The following is a 15301-nucleotide window of genomic DNA, read 5'->3' as shown; positions in this document are numbered from 1 at the left end:
TGATCCGGTCCGCCTCACCGAGCTTCTGCGTCCGCAGGACGACACCGTCATCCCGGAAGAGACTCATCGCGCACCCCCACGGGCCTTCGGCCGGGGGCCCGGGGGTTGTCCCCCGGAGCAGCACAGCATGATCCGGTCCGCCTCACCGAGCTTCTGCGTCCGCAGGACGACACCGTCATCCCGGAAGAGACTCATCGCGCACCCCCACGGGCCTTCGGCCGGGGGCCCGGGGGTTGTCCCCCGGAGCAGCACAGCATGATCCGGTCCGCCTCACCCAGTTTCTGGGTGCGCAGCACGATGCCGTCGTCGCGGAACAGACTCATGGGGTCATTGTCTCGTACGGCTGAAGTCAGCGGGTGCGGTCGGGGTGGCTGATGGCGTCCCAGGGGGCGAGGTTCCAAGGGCTGGAACGATTCTCCGGGTCCAGCAGGGAGCGAAGGTGCGCGTCGGCGGCCTCCTGCGGTGCCGCGAAACCGGCGTCCTCCGTGCCGCGCAGCCCGTCCCGCCACACCTTCCGCCCGAGCAGATAGTGAGCGGCGTACTCCCGCCAGGAGCCGTACGTCCCCGCCACCGCCGGCACGATGTTCTTCAGCGCGGTCCAGGCCTCGGACTCACCGATCAGCCCGCAGGCGAAGCCACGGCGGGCGATGTCGACGTACAGGGCGGCGTCCCAGGCGAGCGGCGAGACGCCGGTGAGCCGGTACGCCCGGGCCCGGTAGCCGCTGCGGGACAGGTCGTCGAGCCGGCCGACCAGCTGCTCACGCGAGGTGATCTCCCACTGGTCGGCCAGCCAGCGCCGGGCGCTGTCGTCGTCGATCCGCGTGAACGGGTACAGCGTGGTGCGCGAGGCGTCACGGTCCCGGCTCACCGGCGCGCTCAGCGACACCATCCACAGCTGGTGCGAGGTGAGCGGCACGGGGTAGCGGCGGGACGCCTTCGCGCCTCGTCTCCTCCATCTCCACAAGGCCATGCCGCCGCACCCTACGTGCCCGCCGTCACGTCAAGGAACCTCACCCCGACTGCGTGCGTTCGCGTACGCCGTCGCCGCGCGCAGCCGCTCGGCGGGGCTGGCCGTGCGTACGGACGCCGGCTCGGCGTCCCATTCCTTGCCGCCTCCGTACGGTCTGAGTTGGACGTACGGCCCCTCGTGACCCATGACGACGCCGATTCTCCCCGAACGAGTGTCGACGACATACGACCCGATCGGCGGCTTCATCGCAGCACCGCCGCGAGGCGCTGCGCGGTCTCGACGGAACAGCGGCCCAATTCGACGAGCGGGCACGGGGCTTCACGCGCAAGACTCGCCGGATCGATCCGGAGTGTCGGAAGCGTAATTCCTGCCTTCTCCAGCGCCGCCCGCAATTCCTTCACTGCTTCCTCCGCTTCTTCGACGCAGCGCGCCGAGTGTCGTGCCGTCACCGGTCTCCCCTCCCATTTGGGTTTCACTCATTTCATCTCCATCCTGACCTGCGGCGCCTACACTCGGCAGGAGTCTGTGCCCTACAAGTGCGGGGAAGTGCAAGGGGGTTGGCCATGGCCAATGGTTCGCGGATGGCGGCTTGGGGGTTCTTCGGCAGCGAGCTGAAGCGGCACCGGGAGAACGTCGGGATGACCCAGGTGGAACTGGGGTCCCGAGTCTTCGTGTCCGGTGGATATATCGGCCAGTTCGAACAGGCAATTCGAAAGCCGCAATTGGACGTCGCTCGGCGGATTGACGAGGTACTACAAACCGACGGTTTTTTCGAGCGACTCTGGAAGCGGTTGATCAGAGAGCAGCCGTACACGGAGTACTTCGCGCATGCGGCAGAGCTTGAGCGGCTGGCGACGGAGATCTGCGACTACGCGCCGATGGTGATCCCGGGTCTTCTCCAGACGCCGGAGTACGCGCGGGCGGTGTTCCTGGCGAGCAATCCGTTCGCCGCCGACGAGTACATCGAGGAGTTGCTCAGGGGCCGCATGGACCGGACGAAGCTCCTCAAGGACGCTACACGGCCCGTGTATTGGGCGGTCCTGCACGAGGCAGCCCTGCGCATCCCGGTCGGCGACCCGGCGGTCATGGCACATCAGCTGGACCACATCACGGCGCTGATGCGGGAGCGCAAGGTGATGGTCCAGGTGCTGCCGTTCGCGGCTGGGGCGCACCCGGAGATGGGCAAGATGATGTGGCTCATGGAGTTCGAGGACGCCCCGCCAACTGTCTATACAGAGGGCGTGCTTTCGGGAAGTCTGCTGGACGACCCGGCGGTGGTGAAGCGGGCTCGGGCGTCTTACGATCTCCTCAGGGCCGCCGCACTGTCCCCGGAGGCGTCCTTGGCCATGATCGAGTCGGCAGCAGAGGACTACAGACGATGCGCGAGTACGACCTGAGCAACGCCCACTGGCGCACGAGCACCTACAGCGGCGGCAGCGGCGGGGAGGCCTGCGTCGAGGTGGCCGACGGAGTCCCCGGCACCGTCCCCGTCCGAGACACCAAACTCGCCGCCGACAGCCCCGTACTCCTCATCCCCGCCCACGCCTGGACCGGCTTCGTCACGTCCCTGAAGTGACCGTCGGCAGCGAAGGAGCACAGACGATGCGCGAGTACGAGCTGACCAACGCGAGCTGGCGCAAGAGCAGCTACAGCGGCGGCGACGGCGGAGAAGCCTGCGTCGAGGTAGCCGACGGCATCCCCGGCGCAGTCCCCGTCCGAGACACCAAACTCGCCGCCGACAGCCCCGTACTCCTCATCGCCACCCACGCCTGGAACGGCTTCCTCACGTCCCTGAAATGACCATCGGCAGCAGTGGACTTCAGACGATGCGCGAGTACGACCTGAGCAACGCCCGCTGACGCAAGAGCACCTACAGCGGCGGCGCTGGCGGGGAGGACTGCGTCGAGGTAGCCGACGGCATCCCCGGTACCGTCCCCGTCCGAGACACCAAACTCGCCGCCGACAGCCCCGTACTCCTCATCCCCGCCCCCGCCTGGGCCGGGTTCCTCGACGCTCTCAGGTAGCCGGGGGCGTCAGCAGGATCTTGCCCCGGGTGCCGCCTGCCTCCAGGAGGGCGTGGGCGCGTGGTGCGTTCTCGAACGGGAGGACGTGGGCGACACGCAGCGTCAGCTTGCCCGCCTCGACGTGGCGGGCCAGGGCGTCGAGCATGGTGCCGTCCGTCTGGACGCCGTAGATCTCCACGTCGACGGACCGCTCCGCCTCCGGTACCGCGAACGGCGTGAGGGAGATGAATCGTCCGCCGTCGCGTAGCGCCGCGATCGTCGACGGGCGGCCCGCCGCGTCGATGACGGCGTCGAACGACCGGGCCGGGGGCGGGTCGGTGTCCGAGAAGACCTCGGCGGCGCCGAGTTCCTTCACGGTGTGCGCGTCGGACGTGCGGGCGAGACCGGCCGGACGCCAGCCACGCAGGGCGGCCAGCTGGACGAGGTGACCGCCGACCGCGCCCGCGGCGCCGCTCACCAGGAGACGTCCCTGGAAGTCGGTGCCCAGCCGGTCGAGTGCCTGCTCGGCGGTGAGAGCGGCCAGCGGCATCGCCGCGGCGTCCTCCAGCGGCACGTTCCCGGGGGCGCCGGCCGCGAGGGTCTCGTCCAGGACGACGTACTCGGCGCTCACCCCGGCCCCGGTGGCCAGTTGGGAGCGTGCGGCGATCACCCGGTCACCGGCCCGGAAGCGGGTGGTGCCGGGGCCCGTCTCGACGACCGTTCCGGAGACGTCCCAGCCGACGACGGCCGGCAGCACCGGGGAGGGGATGTCGCCGCGGCGGACGGCCAGGTCGACCGGGTTCACGGCGGCCGCCGCCACCCGGACGAGGATCTCGCCGGGACCCGGCCGAGGCTCGTCCAGGTCGGCCACGGTCAGGACCTCGGGCGGTCCGTAGCGGTCGATGATCACGGCTTTCATGCGAACTCCTTGCGGGCGGACTCGTTGCGGGTGAACTCCCTGCCGGGCCTTCCCAGTCGGCGCATGGCCGGCTTCTCCACCGTCGCGTACAGCAGCCATGCAACGCCGAGCGTCAGCAGCATCTGCGCGAGCAGCACGCCGATGCCGGCGGCGGTCCCGAAGTACCGCTCGGGGCCGAGGATGTCGCGGACGACGTTCAGCAGGATGAGATGAACCATGTAGAAGGCGAAGGACACTTCGCCGAGCCAGACCATCGCCCGGCTGCGCAGCACCGAGGGCCGCCCCGAGGTGTCCATGAGGGCGACCGCCGGGATCAGCAGGGCCATCGGGACGACGAAGACCGCGTCGAGGGCGTAGAGCCACGGGACGTAGAGCGACAGGGCGTACGCCGCCACACAGGCGAGCGCGGCGGGCAGCGGCTTGACCGTGAACCGGCGGCCGGTGAGGACGATGCGCGCCATCAGCATGCCGAGCACGAAGTCCAGGGCGCGCACCGGCGGCAGCATGTACACGCTCCAGTACTGCCAGACGGACGCCGGGGACCCCTCGGGCATCGGCGGGTTCGCGGGCAGTAGCAGATATGCCAGTGCCGGTACGGCGATCACCGCGGCGGCGACGCCGGCGGCCCAGCGCCACAGGTGCGCCGCCGGGATCCGCTTGATCCAGCGCAGGAACAGCGGGAAGCACAGGTAGAAGAAGAGCTCGCAGGCGAGGGACCAGCTGGGTGGGTTCACGCCGAGGAAGACCGTGAACTCCGGGATCCAGGCGTGCACCAGGGCGAGGTTCGGTACCGCCTGCCACCACTGGGTGGCGGACCCGGAGAGCAGGGCCAGGGCCAGGACCCAGGTGACGAGGTGGTTCGGGTAGATCTTGAAGAACCGGCGGCGCCAGAAGTGCCGGGGCCGGTCGCCCTCCCGGGCCGACCAGGTCAGCACGAAGCCGCTGAGGATGAAGAAGAAGCTCACCCCGGCCCAGCCGGCGTTGCTGGACAGCCACCGGTAACCGTCGGAGACGCCTTCGGAGGCGAAGGGGTTGAGGGCGGGCAGGGCGAGTGAGGAGTGGTAGCAGAAGACCAGCAGGGCGGCGATGAAACGCAGCCCGGTCAGGGAAGGGAGCCTGCCGTGCACAGCCTGTTGCGGCCGGGGGGCACGCTCCGTGGATATCGCGGCGGATTCAGCGGATTCAGCGGATATGGACAAGGTGTCTCTCCGGAGGAAGACGGGAAGTGGGCAGGCCGGTGCGGCCGGAGGGGCCGGAGGGGCCGGAGGGGCCGGATGCGCTCGCTCCGGCCACACGGGCGACTGCCGGTCGGGTTCAGTCCCGGTCGAGGAACTCGGTGATCAGCTGGACCAGTTCGGCGGTCTTCTCGAAGACGACCATGTGGCCGCTCTCCAGCTCGGCGTACTCGCTGTCCTTTACGGCCTGGTGGATCTCGCGCGAGTGCTCCACAGGGATCAGCAGGTCCCGGCTGGAGCCGACGACGAGCGTGCGGGCGCCGATGGAGGGCAGCAGTTCGGTGATGTCGACGCGGTGGTCGAGCTCGATCTGGCGCAGGGTGCCGGCCTCCGCGGTGATCCCGGCGACGGTGGCCTTGACGCCGTCGCTGCCGAAACCGGCGAGGAACGGCGGCGAGAAGATCAGCAGTGCGCTGTAGGCGGCGAAAGCCTCCGCGTCGATGTCCGGCAGCCGCCGCCACAGGTCGACGGCGAGCTGCTGGCGCGGATCGTCGTTGCGGGCCCAGCCGTTGATGACGATCAGCCGGCGGACCAGCTCGGGGTACTTGGCCGCCGCGGCGGCCGCGACGACCGCGCCGAGCGAGAACCCGACGACGTCGAACGGCTCGTCGGTCACCGCCCGGGCCGCGCCGATGACCTGGTCGACCAGCTCGTCCAGGCTCAGCTCGTCGGCGTGCAGGGGCGTCTTGCCGCTGCCCGAGTAGTCGGGGGTGATGACAGTGCGGCCCTCGGTGAAGTGCTCGCGGAGGTGGCCCCAGTTGGTCTCGCCGTCCGCGGCCGTGCCGTGCACGAATAGCAGTCCGGGTCCGCTGCCCTGGGAGGTGTAGTGGACGGGGGTGCCATTGACGTCGATCGTGGGCACGGGAATCTCCTAACTTGCGGGTGGTGGGGGGAACTCTCGGGTGGTAAGGAACATGGGGCCCTTGGGGGTCCACGGGGTCCGCGGGGGTCCGCGGGAAGACTCAGCGCAGGGCCGGGGCCGGGCTCGGCTCCTCGTCCCGGGGTGCGGTCCGGGCGGCCGGCGGCCTGGCCCAGCGGCGCATCACCGGGCGTTCGACGCACACCAGCAGGAGCCAGCCGGCCAGGAGGGTGGCGCAGAAGAAGCCGAGGAGGACGAGGACACCGGGGAGCGGGCTGAAGAGCCGCTCGTCCATCAGCGTCGTACGGACGGAGTACATGACCACGTACTGGGCGAGGTAGAAGCCGAAGGAGACCTCGCCGAGCCACTGCATCGTGCGGCCGCGCAGCACCGTCGGGGCGCCCTCCACGTCGGCGCGGGCCACCGCGCAGATCAGCAGGGAGATGGGGACGACCGTCATCAGGTTGAGGCCGTAGAGGAACGGCACGACCATCGCCGCGGCGTAGCCGACCAGGCACAGCAGGGAGGCCGAGATGATCCCGATGCGGGGTGCGGCTCCGGCCGCCACGAGCCGGGCCAGGATCATGCCGAGGACGAACTCGAACATCCGCACCGGCGGGAAGTTGTAGCCGAACCAGAACTCCCACAGGGAGATGCCGAAGCCCTCCGGGGTCGGCGGGTGCTGCGGCATCAGGAAGTCGGTGACCAGCTGTACGGCCAGCATCCCGGCGACCATGGCGGCCGCCCAGATCCACAGCGCGCTCTCCTTGATCCGTTGCACCGGCCGCAGCAGGAGCGGGAACAGCAGGTAGAACAGCAGCTCGCTGCAGAGCGACCAGCTCGGCGGGTTCACGCTGATGAAGGTGTCGTGCTGCGGGAACCACGAGTGGATCAGGAACAGGTTCGGCAGCCACGCGGACACCGGCGTCATCGCCCCGGCGAACAGGACCATGGCGAGCGCCCACATGACGACGTGGTTGGGGAAGATCTTCAGCAGGCGCCGGCGCCAGAAGCCCGTGAGCGTGTCACCGGGCCGGGCCGACCAGGTCAGGACGAAGCCGCTGAGGACGAAGAAGAACGACACTCCCATCCAGCCGGCCTTGCTGAACAGCCAGCGGAAGCCCTCCTCCCAGCTCTCGTCGGCGAACGGGTTCATGGGCGGGTCGCTGAAGGTCGCGTGGAAGAAGAAGACCAGCGCGGCGGCTATGAAACGCAGCCCGGTCAGTGAGGGAAGCTTGGTCCGGTAGCTCCCCAGGGCGCCGTCGGTGGCGACAGCGGGGGACGACGAGGTCATGGATGCCTGTTCCCTTCAGGAGGCGGCGGTCAGCTGCTGCGGGGTCGGGGAGGATTCGGCCGGGTCCGCGGTCTTCCTGCGGGGGCGGGCCCAGCGGCGCATGGCGGGGCGTTCGACGCACACCAGGAGCAGCCAGCCGAGGGCCAGCGATCCGGCGAACTCGGCCGCCACGACGGCGACACCGGCCGGCGTCGCGACGGTCCGGTTGTCCATCAGCGTCGTACGCACGAACGAGAGCACGATCTGCTGGGCGAGGTAGAAGCCGAAGGAGACCTCGCCGAGCCACTGCATCGTGCGGCCGCGCAGCACCGTCGGGGTGCCGTCCGCGTCGGCGTGCGCCACCGCGCAGATCAGCAGGGAGATCGGTACGACGGTCATCAGGTTGAGGCCGTAAAGGAACGGCACCACCATCGCCGCGGCGTAACCGGCCACGCACAGCACGGCCGCCGGGACGATCCCGACCCGCGGAATGGCGCCGGCGAGCACGAGCCGGGCGAGGATCATGCCGAGGACGAACTCGAACATCCGCACCGGCGGGAAGTTGTAGCCGAACCAGAACTGCCAGACCGTCACGTCGGTGCCGGGTGCCGGGGGGCTGCTGGGCGCGAGGAAGTCGGTGACCAGCTGCACGGCCAGCATGCCGGCGACCATGACCGCCGCCCACAGCCACAGGCCGCGCTCCTTGATCCGCAGTACCGGCCGCAGCAGGAACGGGAACAGCAGATAGAAGAGCAGTTCGCTGCAGAGCGACCAGGCGGGGGCGTTGAGGCTCAGGTGGACCGCGGGGTCGGGGAACCAGGAGTGGATCAGGAAGAGGTTCGGCAGCCAGACCTTGGCCGGGATCGTCGTCCCGGCGAACAGGATCATGGCCAGGGCCCAGGTGGCGACGTGGTTGGGGAAGATCTTCACCAGGCGCCGCCGCCAGAAGCCGGTGACGGTGTCGCCGGGGCGAGCCGACCAGGTCAGGACGAAGCCGCTGAGGACGAAGAAGAACGACACCCCCATCCAGCCGGCCTTGCTGAACAGCCGGCGGAAACCGTCGGCTGTGTCCGGGTCGGCGAAGGGGTTCATCGATATGAAGATCAGTGATGCGTGGAAGAAGAAGACCAGCGCGGCGGCGATGAAGCGCAGCCCGGTCAGCGAAGGAAGCTTGGGCCTGGTGGAGGGCGCGAGGCTGCTCGACATGGGGGTGGCTTTCTCGTGAGAAAGGTCCGAGGTCGGGAGGTCCGGGGCCGGGAGGTCCGGTTCAGGCGGTCGGCGCGGCCGTGGTCCCGGAGTCGGCGGGCTGCGGGTCCGAAGTGCCGCCCTGTGCCGGGTCGTTGACGGCTTTGTGCCGGCGCCGGCCGCTGTGCACCGTCTGAGCGATGAGCAAGGCACCGAGGGCGGTGAACGCCGCGGCGCCGACCGTCACCGCGCGGATGCCGAGGCCCTGGTCGATGATCTGGCCGCCGGCCCAGGAGCCGAGGGCGGCGCCGAGTCCGAAGGCGGACATGTTGGCGGTCAGGGACAGCGTCGGCGCGTCCGCGGCAGCGGAGAGAACCTTGGCCTGGAGGCCGGGGATGAGGGCGAAGGTCGCCATGGAGAAGAGGATCAGGAAGACGGCCGCGCCGACCGGTGAGGGAGCGGCGACCCAGTACAGGAGGCAGACGGCGGCGAGGGCCCAGGACAGGCCGAGCACCGCCGCGTCGACGGACCGGTCGGCGCACCTGCCGCCGATGGCGTTGCCGACGATGGAGCCCAGGCCGTAGGCAACGAGCACCGCCGGGACCCACGCGGCCGGGAAGCCCCCGACGTCGGTGAGCAGCGGCACCATGTAGGTGATCAGCGTGAACATGCCGGCCGAGCACAGCACGGTGGCCAGGACGGTCCCCACCACCTGCCATGTGCGGAACACACGCAGTTCGTGTGCCGCGGACGATCCGCCGGCGCCGCCGCCGTCCGGGATGACCAGCAGGATCAGGACGGTGGCGAGCAGCGCGAGGACGGCGACGCTGCCGAACGTGGCCCGCCAGTTGAGCTGTTGGGCCACCAGGGTGCCGAGCGGGACACCGAGCACGGTCGCGAGGTTGATGCCCAGCTGGGTGCCGGCGATCGCCGACCCCTCCTTGCCCTCGTCGGCCATGTCGCCCGCGATGACGACGCACACGGCGAGGAAGGTGCCGTGGATGACGGCGGTGAGCATGCGGCCCACGACCAGCAGCCCGAAGGTGGGGGCGAGGCTGGAGACGACGTTGCCGGCGACCGAGACCAGCAGCAGACCTACGAGCAGGTGCTTGCGCCGGACCCGGGTGGTGGCCGCGGTGACGAGCGGCCCGCCGACCACCACGGTCAGGGCGTAGACGGTCACCAGGAGCCCCGCGGTGGGGATGGTCACCGACAGGTCCCGGGACAGGTCGCCCAGCATGCCGCTCGGCGCGAGCTCGGCCGTGCCGACGCAGAAGATGGCCAGGATCAGGACAGCCATACGGGACCGCATGCAGTGCCTCTCGTGTGCGACGGGCAGCCCTTTTTCCGGACTGAAGATTATTTTATTGGCTCACTGTCCACTATACAAGCAGCTTTGCCGATGAAGCTACACAGGCGCGGTGCAGACGCACCGTCAGGCGTGGGGCACCGGACGCCGGATCAGAACGGCGACCAGGACCACCGTGGCGAGCACGGCCGAGACCAGCGGGAGCAGGCCGACCGGGTGTCCGAGGAGCATCGCGCCGAGGGCCGACCCGCCCGCGATGCCGATCTGGAAGCCGGTGACGTACACGGAGGACGCCCGGTCGGCGTCCGCGCCCGCCAGCCGCATCACCCCCGTCTGGAAGACGGGCCCCGCGGCGGCGAACGCCCCGCCCCACACCGCGACGGCGACGGCGGCCACGGCACAGCGCACGGCCGTCGGGACCGGGGCGAAGGCGAGGGCCAGAAGACCGACCCCCGCAGCGAAGGCGGCCATGGTCACGGCCGCGGAGCGTTGTGGAGAGCTGTCGTTGTGACGGCCGATGAGATACGTCCCCACCGCCCCCGCGCCGCCGAAGACGGCCAGCAGGACGACCACCGCCCCCGACCCGCCCGTGACGTCGGTGACGATGACGGCGAAGTACGTGTAGCTGAGGAAGTGCGCGACGACCAGCACCACGGCGACGGCACACAGCGTCAGGACCGCGGGCCAGTCGACCGCCGACCGATCAGGCGTCGGAGGATCGACCATCGACCGATCCGCCGCCGACCGGTCCACCGTCCCCGGCAGGGCCCCCGCCGGGTCGTCGTGGCACCGTGCGGTCGTCGTCGGCCGCGGTCGCAGGGCCCACACCAGTGCGAGGGTCACCGCCACCGTGGCCGCCGCCAGCAGCAGCGCGGTGGCCCGCCACCCGATGAACTCCCCGACGAAGGTCGTGCCCGGGCTGCCCACGATCGCCGCGAGCGAGGACCCGCCGAACACCACGGCGGTCGCGGTCCCCACCCGCTCCCGGGGCACCAGGGTGGCGGCCGCCGGAGCGATCAGCGACCAGAGCACCCCGTGGGTCAGCGCCGCGGCGACCCTGCTGACCGCCATCATCGCGAACCCCGTGGCGGCCGCCGCGAGCAACTCGGCCACGACCAGGACCAGCAGGGAGACCACCAGGGCCGTCCCGCGGGACACGCGTGCGGCGAGGGCGACGGTCGGGATGGTGACGACGGCGGCGACGACGGCGTATCCGCTGATGAGCAGTCCGACCCGGCCGGCGCCGACGTCCAGGTCGGCGGCGATGTCGTGGATGAGTCCGACCGGGAAGACCTCGAAGGTGACGTAGACGAAAGTGGCCCCGGCGAGCACGGCCAGGCGGGCCGCGGTCGGTGCGTCGATCCTGGCCGGCGCGGCCGGCGGGGCCGCCGCGCTCACCGGCGTGCCCCGGCCGCGGTGTCCCGGCAGGCCGCGCGCGCCGGAGCATCCGTCACGTCCCGCAGGGCCGGATCGACCTGGACGAGGACCTTGGGCCGAGCGCGCCCGCCGTCCGCGAGGCGGGCGAAGGCGGCGTCCAGGTCGTCGAGCGGGAAGACGCCGTCGACGAGGGCGTCCAGGTCCACCGCGCCCGATTCCACCAGGGTGACGAGCCGGTCCCAGTAGCCGATGCCGGACAGCACGCCGTGCACCGTGACATCCCGGATGACCAGACCGGCCGCGTCGAATGCGTCGACCGCGTGGTGAGGCGTCCCGAGCTGGGCCACCCGCCCGCCGGCCGCGACCAGGCGGACCGCGGAGCGGACCGCCGCCACGCTGCCGGACGCCTCGATCACGGCGTCGTACGCCTGAGCGTCCGCCTCGGCCTGCGCGGCCTCGGCCCGCAGGCCGAGGCGGTGGGCCAGTTCGCGGGCGGCGGGCTGGGGGTCGAAGACGACGGTGGGGGCGCCCAGGTGCTGGGCGACCTGGGCCGCCGCGAGCCCCAGGGTGCCCGCGCCGAGGACCGCGACCCGGTCGCGGGAGGTCACGGCGAGCCGGTCCACCGCGTGGACCGCGGCAGCGGTCGGCTCCAGCAGCGCGCCGGCGGCGTCGGACAGGGTGTCGGGGATCCGGGTCAGGGTGCTCACGGGTACGGTGATCAGCTGCGCTCCGGCGCCTGGAAGCGGGCCGAGGACGCCGATCTCGCTGCGGTCCGGGCAGTACCTGATACGGCCCGCGCGGCAGTGCGGGCAGCGGCCGCAGGTACGGAAGTTGTGTCCCGCGACGCGTTGCCCGGCCAGGGCGGGGTCGGCGCCGGGGCCCAGGCGGGTCACCGTGCCGATCCACTCGTGGCCCGGGACGAAGGGGTAGCTCTTCAGGCCGTCGTGGAGGTAGTTGCTGCTGCCGTCGTAAAAACCGAGGTCCGTGCCGCACAGGCCGAGCAGGGCCACCCGGACCAGTACCTCGTCCGGGCCCGGATCGGGCGGGGCGACCTCGGTGACCGTCACCGTGCGGGGTCCGGTGAGCAGGATGGCTTTCATCGTTCGTCCTTGGCGTGGCTGAGCCCGATCGCGGTACGGCACAGTGCGATGTCCGTCCTCAGTCGGGTCGGTGAGTGGGCGTAGTCGTTCTCGACGAGCACCGAGCGGGCGCCCGAGCGCCGCAGCAGGCCGGGCAGGGCGTCGAAGGCCGTGCCCGGCACCGGGGTGCCGCCGTCGGTGGCATGTGCGGGGTCCTTGACGTGCAGGTCCGGCAGGAGCAGCCCGGCGGCCCCGACGAGGTCGGCGAAGCGCAGGGGGGCCTCACCGGCGTCCAGGAGGTTGCCGGTGTCCAGGACCAGGCGCAGGGCCGGGTGGTCCACGCAGCGGGCGAGGCCGAGGGAGTCGGCGGGGCCGAGGGGTGACTCGTAGGCGAGGGTCAGGTCCGCCGCCACGGCCCGCTCGCACAGAACGCGCAGCGCGTCGGCGGTACCGGCCCGCCGCCCCTCGCTGGTCGGCAGGCTGCGCCGGAAGCCGGGGACGTGCAGGACGCGTGTCCCCAGCCTCCGCGCGCACTCCAGGGCCCGCTCCAGCACCGTGACGGCCGACGGGTTCGCCGTGCCGTGCTCCTCGGCCAGGCCGATGTCGTTGACATGGTTCACCGCCAGGACGGGCACCGGGATGTCCCTCGCGATCGCCTCGGCCTCACGCAGCTCCACGGGGTCGCTCAGCAGCGGCCCGCGATGGGCCCCACCGAAGTCCAGGTGCAGCTGATCGGCCCCTTCCGCGAGCGCGACACGGGCCGCCGCACGCCGGTCGGTACTGATCCGCCACTGGGGGGCGGCCACGGCGGTGGCGGTCGGGCCCCGCCCCCGGTCAGAAACGGCGGTCATCGCCCCCACCCCCTATCCGGATCGCGGTCTTCAGCACCCGTCGCCCGTCGGCCACCCTCCCTGCGGAGGACAGCACGGAGTTGACGAGGTCGGCGGCGCCCGGCAGGTCCACCTCGTGGGTCAGTACGGCGTTCCCCGGCGATTCCTCCTGACGGGTCAGGAGGAGCTCGACCGCCTGTCGCAGATGGGCGCCCGACACCCCGCGGTGCCCGTACAGGAGCAGGGGGCCGGCCGGGCGGTCGAAGGGGTGCACGCGGGGCGGTCGGGGCTCTCCCCCGCAGTTGTCGGCGCGCAGGGCCGCCACGTCGAGCTCGCCGGCGGACATCGCGACCGGACCCGGCGGCAGGCCCGCGTGCACGTCGACCAGGAGCGTGCCCCGCACATGGCGGTCCACCGCGGTCAGCGCCTGGCGGGTGCCGGTGCGTGGCGTGGCGATCACGACGCCGACCGGTGCGGGCAGTTCGGCGAGCAGGTCGGGCAGGCCGGGGTCGTGCGGGTCGACCGCGTCCGTGCCGTTTCCCACCAACAGGGTGCGCAGTCCGGGGAGTTCACGCCGCCAGGCGTCTTGGGCGAGCCGTCCCACGATGCCGTCGCCCCACACGGCCAGGGACGCCGGTCGCGTCGTGCCGAGGGCGACCTCAAGGCCGTAGAGCACCGAGGCGAGCGGCTCGGCGAGGGCGGCCACCCCGGGGCGGTCCGCGCCCTCGGGCACCGGCAGGACCAGGCCGGCGCGTACGGCCGTGGCGGGGATGCGGGTGCGTTCCGCCCACAGGCCCGGCAGGTTGTGCCCGAGCAGGAACGAGGGGTCGCCGGGGTGAGTGGGGTTGACGGTGACCAGGGAGCCGGTGGGCAGGCCGCTGTCGCCGGGCTCGACGACCCGGGCCACGCCCTCGTGCCCCAGGACGCGGCTCGGGTCGTCCCGCAGCCCGCGGAGAATCTGCCAGTCGGTGCCGCAGATGCCGACGGTCACCGGCGCCAGCAGGACGTCCCCGGGGTCGAGCCGGGGCGTGGGTACCTCGGTGACCTCGACGCGGGTGCGGCCCCGGGCGTCGGCCGGGAGGCGCACCAGCGCACGGTGGACCGCGCCGCTCACGGCACGATCCCCGGCAGCCAGCGGTCGACGCGTTCCGCCCCGCGCAGCGGGTCGACCGTGCCGGGAGCGCAGAACACCAGCCGGTCGGCGAGCCAGGCCGGGTCGCGGCCCCGGTCGGCGTAGGAGGTGGCGAGGCCGAGTTGGCGGCGGAGTTCGTCGGCGTAGTGCGCGCCGAGCCCCTCGACGACGCCTCCGCCGAGGCCGAGCAGGTCGAGGTGCGGGTCGAGGCACCAGAGGGTCCGCAGCATGTGCGCCACCGGTTCGACGCACAGCTCCAACAGCCGTCGCGCCAAGGGGTCGTCCGCCGCGAGCGCCTCGGCGAGCCACTCCGAGACCGCCGGCCCCGTGTCGAGGCCGAGCTGTCGGGCAACGCGGGCGATGCCGGGCCCGGAGGAGATCGAGGCGAGGTGGTCCGGTGCCCCGCATTCGCACAGCAGCCCCGCCCCCTGGAGCTCGGGGCCGGTGGTCATGGCCGGGAGGTGGCCGATCTCGCCTTGAAGGCCCCGCTCGTCGACCGGGATCCGCATCCGCTCCACGTCGGCCACGCGCAGCGCGATGCCGCTGCTGACGGTCAGATAGCCGACGCGCCGGACGCCGGGCCGGGCGTGCGTGGCGGCGAAGTCCACCAAGGCGGCCGTGACGTCGTTGACCAACTGCCAGGTGACATCGGGCCGGTGCGCCCGCAGCGCGGCGCCCATGTCGTACGGCGTCGTCTCCGCCCCCCACAGCGGCGCCGATCCGTAGACCGTGCCGGTGAGATGGTCGATGGCCGCGCCGAAGGAGACAGCCGCGCGAGCACCGGGCGGCGCCGCCCGGCACAACAACTCGACCATGTCCTCACGCAGCCGCGCGACCGACCGTCCGGGATGGTTGAGCCGACTCGGCGAACGCAGACGCTCGACGGGTGCACCCACTCCCCCGCCCCACAGCCGCACCCAGGTCCCCCCGACATCCGCGGCGAAGACAGCCACCGCCTGCGATTCGCCATGCTCTGCCGCCCGGGCTCCGGCACCGACCGCCGCGCGGGGCCCCGTGCCGGCCGCCGTCCGAGGTCCCGCACCAACCACCTGAGACCCCGCGCGGGTCACCGCCTGAGACCCCGCGCCGGCCCCCACCTGCGGCCCGTCACCAACCGTCGCCTGCGGCCC

Annotated in this window: 18 protein-coding genes and 1 pseudogene; 4 read left to right on the top strand and 15 right to left on the bottom strand. The window is 71.8% G+C overall.

Going from position 1 to position 15301, the window contains the following annotated elements; genetic code table 11:
* Positions 1 to 191: 191 nt before the first annotated feature.
* Genes QQM39_RS46300 through QQM39_RS31135 form a run of 4 tightly spaced genes read right to left on the bottom strand, consistent with a single transcriptional unit; the run spans position 192 to position 1419 of the window.
* A complete protein-coding gene (locus QQM39_RS46300; protein WP_367669717.1) occupies positions 192 to 323 on the bottom strand; it encodes a hypothetical protein in 132 nt (43 codons plus the stop codon).
* Positions 324 to 349: 26 nt separating this feature from the next.
* Entirely contained in the window at positions 350 to 970 is a 621-nt protein-coding gene (locus QQM39_RS31145; protein ID WP_302000864.1) for a DUF1266 domain-containing protein, read from the bottom strand.
* Between the two features lie 30 nt (positions 971 to 1000).
* Complete coding sequence (locus QQM39_RS31140) at positions 1001 to 1216, bottom strand: hypothetical protein (protein ID WP_302000863.1); 216 nt, start codon at positions 1214 to 1216, stop codon at positions 1001 to 1003.
* Positions 1213 to 1419 (bottom strand): hypothetical protein, encoded by a 207-nt coding sequence (locus QQM39_RS31135; RefSeq protein WP_079052616.1) that lies wholly within the window; start codon positions 1417 to 1419, stop codon positions 1213 to 1215. The genes QQM39_RS31140 and QQM39_RS31135 overlap by 4 nt, the downstream gene beginning before the upstream one ends.
* Positions 1420 to 1533: 114 nt before the next feature.
* On the opposite strand from QQM39_RS31135, the gene QQM39_RS31130 reads away from it, so the two are divergent.
* The 4 genes and pseudogenes from QQM39_RS31130 (at position 1534) to QQM39_RS31115 (ending at position 2994) form a co-directional block, all read left to right on the top strand.
* On the top strand, positions 1534 to 2367 hold the full coding sequence (locus QQM39_RS31130; protein ID WP_302000861.1) for a helix-turn-helix transcriptional regulator: 834 nt from the start codon (positions 1534 to 1536) through the stop codon (positions 2365 to 2367).
* The gene (locus QQM39_RS31125; protein WP_302000860.1) at positions 2349 to 2546 is read left to right on the top strand and encodes a DUF397 domain-containing protein; all 198 of its coding nucleotides are present in this window, start codon (positions 2349 to 2351) and stop codon (positions 2544 to 2546) included. The genes QQM39_RS31130 and QQM39_RS31125 overlap by 19 nt, the downstream gene beginning before the upstream one ends.
* Before the next feature lie 26 nt (positions 2547 to 2572).
* Positions 2573 to 2770: a DUF397 domain-containing protein gene (locus QQM39_RS31120; protein WP_302000859.1), complete on the top strand. Its 198-nt coding sequence runs from the start codon at positions 2573 to 2575 to the stop codon at positions 2768 to 2770.
* A 26-nt stretch (positions 2771 to 2796) separates the two neighbouring features.
* Positions 2797 to 2994, top strand: a pseudogene (locus QQM39_RS31115) (DUF397 domain-containing protein).
* On the opposite strand, the gene QQM39_RS31110 reads toward QQM39_RS31115, so the two are convergent.
* From QQM39_RS31110 to QQM39_RS31060, 11 genes are all read right to left on the bottom strand, one after another.
* Entirely contained in the window at positions 2987 to 3892 is a 906-nt protein-coding gene (locus QQM39_RS31110) for an NADP-dependent oxidoreductase (RefSeq protein WP_302000858.1), read from the bottom strand. The pseudogene QQM39_RS31115 and the gene QQM39_RS31110 sit on opposite strands and share 8 nt — an antisense overlap.
* Positions 3889 to 5019, bottom strand: a complete 1131-nt coding sequence (locus QQM39_RS31105) for an acyltransferase (RefSeq protein ID WP_302000857.1) — start codon at positions 5017 to 5019, stop codon at positions 3889 to 3891. The genes QQM39_RS31110 and QQM39_RS31105 overlap by 4 nt, the downstream gene beginning before the upstream one ends.
* Positions 5020 to 5206: 187 nt before the next feature.
* Entirely contained in the window at positions 5207 to 5989 is a 783-nt protein-coding gene (locus QQM39_RS31100) for an alpha/beta fold hydrolase (protein ID WP_302000856.1), read from the bottom strand.
* Between the two features lie 100 nt (positions 5990 to 6089).
* On the bottom strand, positions 6090 to 7280 hold the full coding sequence (locus QQM39_RS31095) for an acyltransferase (protein ID WP_302000855.1): 1191 nt from the start codon (positions 7278 to 7280) through the stop codon (positions 6090 to 6092).
* Between the two features lie 15 nt (positions 7281 to 7295).
* On the bottom strand, positions 7296 to 8465 hold the full coding sequence (locus tag QQM39_RS31090) for an acyltransferase (protein WP_302000854.1): 1170 nt from the start codon (positions 8463 to 8465) through the stop codon (positions 7296 to 7298).
* A gap of 61 nt (positions 8466 to 8526) precedes the next feature.
* Positions 8527 to 9744, bottom strand: a complete 1218-nt coding sequence (locus QQM39_RS31085) for an MFS transporter (protein ID WP_302000853.1) — start codon at positions 9742 to 9744, stop codon at positions 8527 to 8529.
* Positions 9745 to 9879: 135 nt separating this feature from the next.
* The gene (locus QQM39_RS31080; RefSeq protein WP_302000852.1) at positions 9880 to 11151 is read right to left on the bottom strand and encodes an MFS transporter; all 1272 of its coding nucleotides are present in this window, start codon (positions 11149 to 11151) and stop codon (positions 9880 to 9882) included.
* On the bottom strand, positions 11148 to 12230 hold the full coding sequence (locus QQM39_RS31075; protein ID WP_302000851.1) for a zinc-binding dehydrogenase: 1083 nt from the start codon (positions 12228 to 12230) through the stop codon (positions 11148 to 11150). The genes QQM39_RS31080 and QQM39_RS31075 overlap by 4 nt, the downstream gene beginning before the upstream one ends.
* Entirely contained in the window at positions 12227 to 13060 is an 834-nt protein-coding gene (locus QQM39_RS31070) for a sugar phosphate isomerase/epimerase (protein ID WP_302000850.1), read from the bottom strand. Before QQM39_RS31070 ends, QQM39_RS31075 begins: the two co-directional genes overlap by 4 nt.
* The gene (locus QQM39_RS31065) at positions 13044 to 14153 is read right to left on the bottom strand and encodes an alcohol dehydrogenase catalytic domain-containing protein (RefSeq protein WP_302000849.1); all 1110 of its coding nucleotides are present in this window, start codon (positions 14151 to 14153) and stop codon (positions 13044 to 13046) included. The genes QQM39_RS31070 and QQM39_RS31065 overlap by 17 nt, the downstream gene beginning before the upstream one ends.
* Positions 14150 to 15124 (bottom strand): ROK family protein, encoded by a 975-nt coding sequence (locus QQM39_RS31060; RefSeq protein WP_302000848.1) that lies wholly within the window; start codon positions 15122 to 15124, stop codon positions 14150 to 14152. The genes QQM39_RS31065 and QQM39_RS31060 overlap by 4 nt, the downstream gene beginning before the upstream one ends.
* Between the last annotated feature and the right edge of the window lie 177 nt (positions 15125 to 15301).

The organism is Streptomyces sp. DT2A-34 (assembly GCF_030499515.1).
Classification (GTDB): Bacteria; Actinomycetota; Actinomycetes; order Streptomycetales; family Streptomycetaceae; genus Streptomyces.
This window is presented reverse-complemented; position numbering and strand designations above follow the sequence as displayed.